Raw genomic sequence first — 11517 nt, 5'->3', positions numbered from 1 at the left:
AAAATAATAATTGGAAACAGGAGTGATTTAAATGAAAGGCTATGTCAAGTTTTTACCTATTGCTTTACTTTCTATTTCTATGAGTCAAGCATGGGCAAATGATTACAAGACAACGGTAGAATATCGTCATGGTTATGCTGACGGTTCTAAAAAACATGATGATAGGTTTAAGGTTTATGTAGATACGGGAAAAAATATAGGATTTGAGCTTGATGCTCGATATGGTAACAGTAATCCATCCCAAGTTTTTGATTCTACATATCTTGACGGTTCAGAGTTATGTGCATTTTATTATAAAGCCTTAAATAAAAATTTGACGGGCTTAGTTGGCTCTTCATTCGATGTGTCATCAAATGGTGCTGTTCATATTCCATTTGTAAGGTTGAATTATAGCTTCGATAATGGTTTTAGAGTTCAAGGTCGTTATAAATGGAAGTTTTGGGATTATGAAACGATAAATCCAGTCACAAATTATGGGTATCGTTCTAAAATACAAGAATTTGATGCATGGGTTGGTTATAAATATAATGATTTTGACTTTGAATATCAGCTCGATTTGTTTAAGCAAATGGCGAGTGGTGCAATGCCAGAATTTAATGGGAAGGAATATGATACACAACATAATATTAAAATCAGTTATGCAATAGATAAAAATTGGAAACCATTTTTTGAAATTGGTAACTTGAGGGAAGACCGTTATTCTGACAACCGGCAAACGCGTTATCGTATTGGTATAAAGTATACGTGGTAATATTATTTTTAACTAAATAAAGCTGAAGGTTTATTTCTTCAGCTTTTTTACATAAATAGGTGAATTTATGTTTTCTATAAAAAACATTGTACTTTATACATTGTTATTTAGTAATGTTGTTGCAGCTCAGCAATTAACAACAGAGTATAAAATTTTAGCTGACAGATGGACTGAGTCGATTATTGGTACTCCTGAACAGGAGTATGATTCATTTCAGCAGAATATGATTAGCAATAATCAGCGGGATGCAATGAAATATCTAAATTCATTAGATATGACTGATATGCGACATTCTCTTTGGGATGATCTTCCGCTCGATTACTCACAGGGAGGGAAAACCATTGGCCCTAATATAAGATCTTCAATGATTAGATTGCTTACTATGGCAAAGGCTTATCGTTTTCCAGGGGAATTGCAAGGTAATAAGATATTAATATCTAGTGTAATTAACTCTCTAGATTATCTATTTAAAGAGCATTATAGAGTGGGCGCTCTTGAATATGGGAACTGGTGGGAGTGGGAGATTGGTATACCAAAAACAGTAAATGATATTTTGACTTTAATTTACTCTGAACTGACAGAAGCACAATTAGATAATTATACAAGTGCCTGTAGATATTTTTCACCATTACCGGACAGAAATGGTGTCAGTGAGGGGGCTAGTGCTTCAACTAATCCGGTCAATCGTGAAGCTACAGGAGGAAACCGTACAGATATGGTGCAAGTTGTACTGGTTCGAGGGATCTTATCAGAAAGAGATGATGAAATAAAAAATGCACTTAATGCATTACCTCAAGTACTCGAATCTGTGACAACAGATGATGGCTTTTATAATGATGGTTCTTTTATTCAGCATGGAGATATTCCATATACAGGAACCTATGGTAATGTATTGCTTGAAGGTGTTGGTAAAGTAATGAATCTGATGGCAAATTCAACATGGCCTGCAGATGATCCAAGATTATTACGAGTATATGAAATTCTCTACAATAGTTTTTTCCCATTTATTTATTCGGGGCAAATGCTGGATATGCAAAACGGTAGAGGCATTGCACGAGGTAATCGACAAAATCATGTTGAAGGCCATGCTGTTTTAGCATCAATGATCAGATTTTTGGATGGTGCATCCGAGAGTGATAATAAAAAATTATCAGGATTTATTAAAGGACAAATTCTATCAGATCATGTCAAAAATTTTCTTGAGGGACAGCAGGATTTCTTGATTAGTAATAAAGCTAAAAAACTGATCGAAGATATAACTCTTGAGCCAGTGGCTCTATCGCCTAAGGCTTATTATTTTCCTGATATGGACCGTTTTGTTTACCATGGTAGTGACTATGTTTTCTCTCTAGCATTACATTCTGCTAGAGTAGGTAATTTTGAATGTATGAATGATGAAAATAGAAAAGGTTGGTTTACTGGTGATGGGGCTACATATATCTATAATACGGATCTGACACAATATACTGACTACTGGCCTTTAATAAACCCATACCATATCGCCGGAACTACCGTTGATATGACAACCACTCTGGATGAGTGTACAAATAAAAATAAAGTTGCTTCACGTATTGGTAAAAACAAGCAGTTTAAAATGCAAAGAGTTGGGGGGGCTGCATACAGGACGGAGGCAGCGATTGGAGCAGATTTCTATAACCATGATGATAGTGTTAGCGCGTTGAAATCCTGGTTTGTTCTGAACGATAAGGTGGTTGCAATTGGTTCTGATATTAAAAGCGTTGATAATATTAACGTAGGAACAATTGTTGATAGTAGAAAATTAAATCAGAATGGAAAAAATAGAATAGAAATAAATGGCGTTGTGGATTCGATTCATGACAAAAAAGTATATGAAAATGTAAATTCTTTGTTTGTTGAGGGAAATGTTGAGGGGGCAAATATGGGCTATTGGTTCCCTAAAACGGAACATTTGACAATGGAGCATCTTAACGTTTCGGCTAACTGGTCTGATATCGGAACTACAAGAAAATCAGTAAGTGGACATACACTATCATCATTTATTTCTCACAATGATCACCAGTCTGGTTACCAGTATGTAATATTAAATGGTATAAGTGGGCAAGGTCTAAGGGAGTACTCCCTCAATCCTGATATTATCGTGATACGAGCAGATAACAAGGCGCATGTTGTTGGTGATGTGTCTGGTGAATATATATTAGCAAATTTATGGGGCAATGGAGATGTTAGTGTTGGTAGCCTTAAAACATCTTCCCCTGTATCTATAGTATTGAAGATGCATTTGAATACATTGGAGGTTAGCCTTGCTGACCCGACCAGAGTGCTATCTCAAGTGGAATTTATAACGAATGAAGGTTTTAATGTTATGTCTGACCCTGATGGTAGAGTCAGTATCAATGGTAAAACGATGGTAGTGAATATTGATGCTCTAAGAGGAAGTACCTACCATTTTTCTCTTCAGAGAGATAATGGTTCTTCACTTGAAAATGAACGAGGTGAAGATTAAAACGACGAAGATTAAGTTGATTTGTATGCGATAATTATCTTGGGGCATATGAATGCCATAGTGTTATTCACGATATCCACTCAGAGTATTGTTAATAAAAGAACCACCCTTTTGGTGGTTCTTTTTATTTTGGATTATCCAGTTGTTAAGCGGGCTATCTTGATGTCTGCCTCCTGTATGATGTATAGCCCAGCTTACGATGGGCTGGCTAAATAGCGGTTTCGAATAGTAGATAACCGGAGGAAGTATTCCCTGGTCGCGCTGGTTAAAAATACAGAATGGTTGCGCCCCCCTGCGGGCACGTGAAGTGAGCACCTCTTCGTTAATCAGCTTAGTGACGAGATAGGTGCCGGGGATCTCCCCGGCGATCAGTTTGTGATGCAACATGATTGTGCTCCATACGCCATCGCCCCACCGCGTTGGACGCTGCAGGGTAGGCGAGGTGTTTGGTTAATGGGTTGGTAAATGTGGTGGTTGCAGGATTGGTAGGGGGTGTTCAGGCGGCAAGGGTGTGAGTGGTGTAGTCGTGCAACGGGACGTGGTAACTGGTCGCAAGCAGGGTGCCTAGCTGGGTTAGCCAGCGGTGATCCGGGTGGTCGCACAACCATTGAGCCAGTGCATTGCCCTGTTCGTTTTCATAGCGCAGGTAGAGGGCGTAACCATCCACCGGCTGGTCTCGGTCATGCACAGCTTCAATCTGACCATCGTGCTCAATATAAGCCTCCAGCTCGATGGCGATCACGGCATTAATCATCTTCGCTCTCCTTGTCGGCGATGGGGTCACTCTCCACGGCATAGCCGCGATGGATGCAGATGCGCTACAGGTCAGCCAAGAAGCTGGCCAGCACGCGAGGTTGCTCGTTGAGAGAGACTGGCCCTGCCTGGCAACGCCAAAAACAACGGCGCTTGGGGTCGATGCAGATCTCATCTCTCGGTTGGCTCATGGTGCGCCAGTCGTCAGCATTGCTGATGGTGAGTAGTTGCCACTGCGCCCCAGACCAACGCACTTGTAAGGTGACGGTGCGGGTATGTGGGCTATCCGGTGTCAGGTGCAGCAGCCAGCGCTGACCACTGCGGGTGGGGGTTAACTTGGCGCTTGCGGCGACGTGTCCCAGCCACTGACGTGAGTAGTGGGAGAGCGCTAATTCTTGGCTCATCGTGTCCTCCTAATCTCCTGCGACCGTGACGCTGAAACACTCCAACCGGCAGTAGGCAATGAAGTTGCTCTGCCAGATATCGAACAGCTCCCGCGCTTCTGCCAGCCGCAGTGGTCCCCAGCCCAACATGGTGTGTTCCCCATCAAGGAAGTTGAAATCGAGCTCTTTGCAGAGCTCGGCATCCTGCCCCAGCCCCTGATAACTGAAATCAGTGACGTAATCGAACAGCCAGCCATCGAGCCCACGGATCAGGCGGATCTCGACTGGGTGCACGCCGCCTTGCTCGGCACTGTAGCCGGGGTTACGAAAGTTGAAAGTCAGTTGGGTTAAGCGCTCAAGATTGAGCTCGGTTTTAGCAACTTCTTGGTTAAGCTGAACCAGCAATGCTTGGTTAACGGGCAGGGCAAAGCCGTCCCGGAAAAAGGGAATGATCATGGTGTACTCCTTGTGGGGGTTAATCTTGGCCGAACAGCTCGCGCATTTTTCTGGCCACACGGGCACGGATTTGGTCATCAATGAAGGCAGTAATACTGGCGAGTGCGGCACTCAGCACCGCAATGTCATCAGCGAGCCCCATCGGTAGCACATCCGGGATGGCATCGATGGGGGAGATAAAGTAGGCCAGCGCACTGTAGATCAGCAGCTTGGCCCAAAGTGGCAGGTCATCCTTCTGGCTGGTGTAGTAGAGCAACAGGCTGGTCTCGATAAAGGGCCGACCGGCACGTTTGGCAAAGGCCCAGAGTTTGTGCCAAAAGCCTGGGTGATCGAACGGCTCGCATTCAGGGGGAATGCAGGGTGGCATAGTGCGTCTCCTTCACGGGTGGGTGAATGGCAGAAATAAAAAGAGGAGGCAAATGCCTCCTCTTGGATGGGAATGAGTGTGAGCTATTGGTCCCACATCAAGCAGTCAAACTCGGGGGTATTGGTGGCGGGCAGAACTGATGCCACCTCTTGGGTCGGCAGTGCGAGCTGCTTGCCGTCAGCCGTCAAAATGCGGATCGACTTGGCCTTGCGCAGCTTGCCCCACATGTCGAAGAAGTTGTTCTCACCGACACGGGACTCGGTCTCATAGGGCGCATCATATTGGCTGCCATCGACGATGATGGTGAAAGCCTGCCCAGCATAAGAGCCGTACTCCTTGCCCTGCACGGTGGCCGTCATGCTGACCTTGCGGGTGTCACTACAGGCGATATAGAGATGGTTCTGCTCGTTGACCACCGCCGTGTATTCGCTGGTGCCCTGACCCCAACCACTGCTCCAGCGTCCGGCCTCGCCATAGGCAAAGGCTACGCTGGATGAAATAAGCAAACCAGGCAATACAATTAACCATTTCATATTCCAAGCCTCACTCATTATTGTTAAACACAACGTACAGATTAATTTTGTGGTTGGAACTGGTATTCCACATCACCATTGGTAGTTGATAAATTCAATTCTAACACGTTGCAGTCATAGCCCGTGTAAAGCATGAGTTCCTTACCAAAAGCTAACGTTAGAGGTAATGGGGAAATTGACTTTACTTGACACTGGCCTCTGTTAACGACAGCTTTCGTTATCTTCACCCGGTCGCTGTGAGAAACAACAGTTATTACTTTTGATGGCAACCCCTTGTTGGGGATAATTGGCCGCACATTGACCGAAAATGTGGAGGCTGTTGTCGGCCCCTGCTGGGCTAACAGTGCATCATTCTTTTTATGTGAGATGGTATCAGCCGTGAGGCAGGTAAAATCTGAAGATGTTCTGTCAGGTAGTGCAGAGGCTCCCCCCTGTGGGGTCAGCACGTAGGTAATATTGTCTGGTTGAGAGATGAGATAAAGGGTTTTATTTTCACGCAAGCCATCCCAAAATTTATCAAGGTACGTCTTGTTGTTGGTTATTACGCTTGCAGGTTCAGCCTTGTCTCCGACACTGACGTAAAACGAATCCTTTTCAACGTCATACTTGTCACCATCCAGGATTGCTCGCATGGTCATTTTATTGGTGTTGTCACAAGAGAAGTACAACGCATGCTTATCGTCAGCGACAACCGAGTAGCGATGTTCATTACCCACTGTGGTATGTGTTACTTGGGCAGGTGCCTGATAGTCTTTCTTTTTTATCCCTTCCGTCAAGCAGATAAATTCACTGCTGTCACGTGCTGGCAATACTTGACTGGCATTTGCTGTTGGCAATTCTGGTCCACGTTGGTCCAACATAATGGAATGCCCGGATCTTATTTCATCCCATAACTTAAAGAAATTCGATATGCTGCTATCTCCATTTATCACGTAAGGTGTGAAGTAATACGATTCGCTGGTTTTTATATCAAAGGTTCTATCGTATACATCAGTGCCAACTTGGACACCTTTAATCGTGGCATACATAGCGATATCTTTACCATTTTTATCGCAAGAGATGATGAGCTTATTCTGGTCATCAATCACAGCGGCATACTCCATGCCATCCTGTGTTTTTCTACTCGACCATTGGCCTGCCTCACCATAGGCCAAGGCGTTACTACACAGCAATGCGGTGACTGACGAAATTAAAAGTTTATTCATTTTTATTACTCCCCAACGTTCTTCATCTTAAAAAGAACGGTCTAAGTGATGGTTGTTTATTGTAGCGCTCTCAGATGGAGCCATCAAAGACATATTTCACTATTTCATAATCAGGGTTATACGTAGCCAGGTTATGCGCTGCGATACCAAGGGTTGCGAACATACCTGCAACCCCGGTTGCGCCACCTAAAAATGTTGTTCCTGCTGCGGCAATATGCCCTTGGGTGTATACCCTGCATTTCAATCCGGCTGATTCTATCGTTGTCTCAAGAATTCGCACGGTACTGCCCATATTTCCGGAGACACCCACAATCTCAAAGGTGCTTCGGGTATTAATGAGGGCTGCTATTTTCTCGGTACGAAAATCATCATATTGCAGTATTTCCATCGAAGGTCATTGCTCCTTGGTAAGTGATACAACCCCCTGCTCAAGCAACGCAGCTGGGGGGCTTGTGCTTTAACTCGTCGCGGCGGTTTTGAGAATGCGTTGCACACTGGAGAGGCTGATCCCCGTTTGTCTTGCTATCTCTGTTTTGGCAAGTCCCCGGTCGGCAAGAGCCAGCACTTCTTCTCCTCTTGCCATCGCGGTAGGTTTGCGGCCTTTGTACACGCCACGTTGTTTGGCCAACTCAATGCCCTCCGCCTGCCGCTCCAGCATCAGCTCCCGCTCGAAGGTGGCGATAGCACCAATCATGGTGAGCATCAGCTTGCCGGTAGGGGTCGAGGTATTGATCCCCAGATTCAAAATTCTCAGTGCTACCTGCTTGCTTTGCAGGTATTCCGAGATCTCCAACAGGTGACGGGTGTTGCGGGCCAAGCGATCCAGCTTGGTGACCAACACCACATCCCCCTCACGCACAAAGTTGAGTAACTGAGCCAATTGGGGGCGGTCGTCCCTTGCCCCACTGACTTTCTCCTGAAAAATCGTGCTGCACTCAGCCAGTGCCTGAAGCTGGGTGTCCAGGCTCTGCCCGACGGTACTCACGCGTGCATAACCCACCAGTGCCATGGTCTCCTCCTGGTCAATAGGGCAGGGTACAATGACGGCACAAGTCAAAAGCCTGAAACCAACCCTATTGACTTGAAAACAGTGCCTTTTTAGTGCGTATTCGTGCATGTCACTAGGGCCTGAGCTATTGACCCAGCGCCAGCAGTTGGATCCAGTAATGAGCCGTTCTGTGATTGCCGTGGATATCGATTTGCGAATGCAATCGGACTGGAAGTCGTGAACTGGGCCCTATAGGGAGGGCCTTATGATTCAGTAGAACCGCTTGCCCATTCCAGAGGGACATCAGCAGTTAACCGGGGGAAGGGGATGGAGTCCCTTTCCCCAATTTGTTGGTTAGTGGGCTCCTTCTTGGTTGTGGTCTCTGCGGCGTTCTGGTCGCTTGGCTTTGTGGTGGGTTAAGCGAGGCAGTCGCCATTGCCCCTGTGTTTCCATTTGCCGTTTCGTCGCTGTTGGCTTCGGGATAGAACTCCTCCAGCAGCATCGGCACCTCTTCATCGATATCTTCAAACTGGCCGTTACGCAGCAAGTCACGAGCGGCCTGCTCCATCTGGTCGATAGCGAGCCCCGCCTCTTGGTCTCGCTGGGCGGCCTCCTGTGCCTGTCTGACTGCCTCGGTCAGGTTGGTTTCTTCCCGCAAGGTTAAATCCACGTAGTACACCGGTGTGCGGTACGACTGGGTGGTGCTCTTGGCTCGCAACCGCAGGGTGAGCGGCAGATAGCGGGTATGGCCCCCGCTCACTGCCTCCAGGTACTTCAGTCGCGCCGCCAGGGTGCGTACCGAGTTGTAGCCGGTGGTGCGGAAGATAAAGCTGCCCAGCTCATCCCCTTGCCCCTCCACAAACAGGTTCAGTCGCCCGTACAGCTTGCAGCCCTGTTGCACGGCAAAGGCGCAGCGCTCTGGTCCAGGGCAGCTGACCTCCTCCATGCCTTGCGCGCCCACACGTCTAGCCACCTCCCCATTCCCGATACAGAGCGGCCTGCCAGTTTGCCGGTCAAAGGCGCTGTATTCCGCCCGCAAATTCAAGTCGCTGTCGTTGAACAGCACCCGCACCGGAATGGCGCGGATCTTGGTTTGCTCCTGCCCTTGGCCACTTTTCTGTGATGAGTAGTGTTGATGCAGAGGATGGAGCAACCATCCCCCCTTTTGCTGTATCTGGGTGGTGAGGGTGAAGCTGTCGTCCTTCTCCGGTACCCACTTATCCTGTTTTTGCACCAGCTTGCCGATGCAGATCCGCCCAATCACGGGCGGGGTGATCGCCAGTCCTTTGATCATGGTGTTTGCCTCAAGGGTTGAATGGTGAAACGGCGCACGCCGGGTACCGGTTTGACGTAACGGGTGAGCAGGTCGGGATGATCCTGACCGAGCTTATCCAGATCCGGTGCTAGCCGGTCTTTACTGCGCTTCCAGGTGATCTTGCCATCGGCAAACAGCCCGGCTGTCGCTTCACCCAAGGTGGCTTGCAGCCGCTGCTTGAGTTGTGACTCCTGTAGCTCGACAGCTTCCTTTTGCTGACGCAATCGCAGTAGCTCCCCAAACAGCTGGTTGAACTCGGGAGAATCGGAGAGATCCACCGTCTGGCCATCGTCACGCGGAAACAGCCAGCTCAGGGCATTGGCTGCATCACTGGAGCCGTCAGGTTCAGGCTGCTGGTCTTGTTGTACCATCTGCCAGAACTGCGCTTCCCGCTCGGTGAGATCCTGAATCTTCACCTCATCGCGCTCGATGCGGTAAATCCGAAAATCCTGGCCGCCGATCAGTACTGCCACCTCAGCCCAGGAATGGCCGGTGACGGCCAGCTGATGGAGTACCTGACACTGGTAAGCCACCGGCACCCCTTCCTCCCACTGGGGCGCGCTGTGATAGCTGGCGGTCTTGATCTCCAGAATGCCCGGCCCATCGGGATGGCCGACTACCTCCCGGTCGAGGTTGGCGAGCATGAAGGGTTGCTCGGGGTGTTGCAGTACCGCATTGACCCGGCGCACCTTATAGCCTGTGCGTTTGGCATAGACCTGCGCCAACACCGGCTCCAGCTCTATGCCCCACAGCACCGCTTCCTTGTGGGAGATATCCTCTGGCTCCTTGCGGCCAGTCTTCTCTAACCACAGGCTGAGCGGGCATTTGTAGGGGGATAGCCCCACTGCCACGGCGGCATCGGAGGATCCAATGCCGAGTTTGCGGATAGCGAGCCACTGCTCGCGGGTTAATTGAGTAGTGGAGGCCAGCCGCAGGGCTTGGCCGTATTTGGCTTTTGCTTTCATGACTATTCCTTGTTGACGGCATAAATGGCTACGCCCGGATTGGCTTGTGCCAGTCCGGGTGAGGTCGTTATGCGGTTTGAATGGGGAAGCGGAATTACTGCAGCAGAGTGAGTGCCTGATTCAGGGCTTGGGATTTGAGTTGGGCGCCCTGACCAAACCAGGCGGAATCGAGCCGGTGGTCTTGGCTGCGAGCGCGGCGGTGGTGATCAACGTATTCTGTTACCGCATTGACCAGCCCCCAGGCGGTATTGCGGGAGCTGGCAAGCTCTGAGCCCATACCCGCGCCCTGATAGAGCTCATGCAGCCGTTGTACCGGCTTGGTGAGGATGATGTTCTCCTCATCGAGCGGTTGCGCCAGCAAGTCGCTGAAAAAGCGCAGCGCCTCTTCGGGGGCGACGGGCCGTTGTGCCAATTCCTTAGTCTGGACTTTGAACTCATCCCAATGGGAGAGCCCCAGTCCGAGCGACTCTTTGACGGTCGCCGCATCGAACTGAGTGGAGTGGGGTACCTTGATGGCGCCGGTAGCGCCACGCAGTGCCATCTGCAGGGTGTTATTGCAGACCACCCGCAGCGAGGTGAACTGCGCCGTGGTGCAGAGCGTGCCGTCGCAGCTGGTTGCCAGCAGCAGATAGGATTTTACCAAGTCATTACCTTTGAGTTTTAGATCCTGGCCGGTCTTAGCCAGTGCCCACAGTTTGCGGCCACCTTTGAGCGAGCCTGCGGTTTCTAGCTCAAAGCCACCGGCTTCCACTAGGTCTTGATAGAAGTGCAGCACCTCGTGAGGCTGTACCACGTTGTAGCGGCTTGAGACCACCGACAGAGGGGTGAGGGTATCGGAGCGATACAGCACCTTGCTATCGCTGTAGGGACGGATATGCAGTGCATCGGAGGCGACGTTAAACATCACGTCGCTCTGCTCGATGGTCCAATCCATCCCGGCTGCCTGCAGCCAGATATCGAGAGATTGTTGCGGGGGCAAGACATTGCCAAGGCCATGCCAAGGGGTTTGGCCGGTGTAGGCCATCGTATCGATCAGGTGAGCCATGAGAAATCTCCAATGAAAAAGGGACTGCACAGAGCAGTCCCTTAGGTAGGTTCATGGAGATAATATATATCTGAAATCAATTCGAATAAGACTTATTTGCATCCCTGGTTTCTAGCTATTGGATGTGTGCTGTGGTACCCCAGGCCAAAAACGACCAATGTGTTGGCTCAGTGAAGATGCCAACACATTGTTTTATATGGTGATACAGGCTGGAGTTGAACCATTATGTACTATAGGCGGAGATCAAATTGCGACAGGAACTCTACGACGA

Annotated in this window: 14 protein-coding genes; 2 read left to right on the top strand and 12 right to left on the bottom strand. The window is 48.7% G+C overall.

The window, feature by feature from the left end; all coding sequences use genetic code 11:
• Nucleotides 1-31 precede the first annotated feature (31 nt).
• Entirely contained in the window at nt 32-751 is a 720-nt protein-coding gene (locus ACTG2W_RS08360) for an oligogalacturonate-specific porin KdgM family protein (RefSeq protein WP_107682489.1), read from the top strand.
• 67 nt (nt 752-818) lie between these two features.
• Nucleotides 819-3236 carry a polysaccharide lyase 8 family protein gene (locus ACTG2W_RS08355; protein ID WP_245147392.1) on the top strand — a complete coding sequence of 806 codons (2418 nt, stop codon included), beginning with the start codon at nt 819-821 and terminating at the stop codon, nt 3234-3236.
• Between the two features lie 63 nt (nt 3237-3299).
• On the opposite strand, the gene ACTG2W_RS08350 is transcribed toward ACTG2W_RS08355, so the two are convergent.
• From ACTG2W_RS08350 to ACTG2W_RS08295, 12 genes are all read right to left on the bottom strand, one after another.
• Nucleotides 3300-3623, bottom strand: a complete 324-nt coding sequence (locus tag ACTG2W_RS08350; RefSeq protein ID WP_245147393.1) for a hypothetical protein — start codon at nt 3621-3623, stop codon at nt 3300-3302.
• Nucleotides 3624-3732: 109 nt separating this feature from the next.
• Nucleotides 3733-3990 carry a hypothetical protein gene (locus tag ACTG2W_RS08345; RefSeq protein WP_421308839.1) on the bottom strand — a complete coding sequence of 86 codons (258 nt, stop codon included), beginning with the start codon at nt 3988-3990 and terminating at the stop codon, nt 3733-3735.
• Between the two features lie 64 nt (nt 3991-4054).
• Complete coding sequence (locus tag ACTG2W_RS08340; protein ID WP_421308837.1) at nt 4055-4393, bottom strand: hypothetical protein; 339 nt, start codon at nt 4391-4393, stop codon at nt 4055-4057.
• Nucleotides 4394-4402: 9 nt separating this feature from the next.
• A complete protein-coding gene (locus tag ACTG2W_RS08335; RefSeq protein WP_421308835.1) occupies nt 4403-4828 on the bottom strand; it encodes a DUF2787 domain-containing protein in 426 nt (141 codons plus the stop codon).
• Nucleotides 4829-4847: 19 nt separating this feature from the next.
• Complete coding sequence (locus ACTG2W_RS08330) at nt 4848-5195, bottom strand: YkvA family protein (RefSeq protein ID WP_421308833.1); 348 nt, start codon at nt 5193-5195, stop codon at nt 4848-4850.
• Nucleotides 5196-5278: 83 nt separating this feature from the next.
• Nucleotides 5279-5728 (bottom strand): hypothetical protein, encoded by a 450-nt coding sequence (locus ACTG2W_RS08325; protein WP_421285501.1) that lies wholly within the window; start codon nt 5726-5728, stop codon nt 5279-5281.
• A gap of 41 nt (nt 5729-5769) precedes the next feature.
• The gene (locus ACTG2W_RS08320) at nt 5770-6933 is read right to left on the bottom strand and encodes a hypothetical protein (RefSeq protein ID WP_421308831.1); all 1164 of its coding nucleotides are present in this window, start codon (nt 6931-6933) and stop codon (nt 5770-5772) included.
• Between the two features lie 70 nt (nt 6934-7003).
• On the bottom strand, nt 7004-7321 hold the full coding sequence (locus ACTG2W_RS08315; RefSeq protein ID WP_421308829.1) for a hypothetical protein: 318 nt from the start codon (nt 7319-7321) through the stop codon (nt 7004-7006).
• Between the two features lie 69 nt (nt 7322-7390).
• Nucleotides 7391-7942 (bottom strand): recombinase family protein, encoded by a 552-nt coding sequence (locus ACTG2W_RS08310; RefSeq protein ID WP_047435435.1) that lies wholly within the window; start codon nt 7940-7942, stop codon nt 7391-7393.
• 289 nt (nt 7943-8231) lie between these two features.
• A complete protein-coding gene (locus tag ACTG2W_RS08305; RefSeq protein WP_440016166.1) occupies nt 8232-9215 on the bottom strand; it encodes a recombination directionality factor in 984 nt (327 codons plus the stop codon).
• The gene (locus ACTG2W_RS08300) at nt 9212-10201 is read right to left on the bottom strand and encodes a YqaJ viral recombinase family nuclease (protein ID WP_421308825.1); all 990 of its coding nucleotides are present in this window, start codon (nt 10199-10201) and stop codon (nt 9212-9214) included. The genes ACTG2W_RS08305 and ACTG2W_RS08300 overlap by 4 nt, the downstream gene beginning before the upstream one ends.
• 94 nt (nt 10202-10295) lie before the next feature.
• Nucleotides 10296-11246 (bottom strand): DUF932 domain-containing protein, encoded by a 951-nt coding sequence (locus ACTG2W_RS08295; protein WP_245147400.1) that lies wholly within the window; start codon nt 11244-11246, stop codon nt 10296-10298.
• Nucleotides 11247-11517 lie beyond the last annotated feature (271 nt).

Origin of the sequence: Aeromonas sp. 96A (genome assembly GCF_051919165.1) — a bacterium.
Classification (GTDB): Bacteria; Pseudomonadota; Gammaproteobacteria; order Enterobacterales; family Aeromonadaceae; genus Aeromonas; species Aeromonas veronii.
This window is presented reverse-complemented; position numbering and strand designations above follow the sequence as displayed.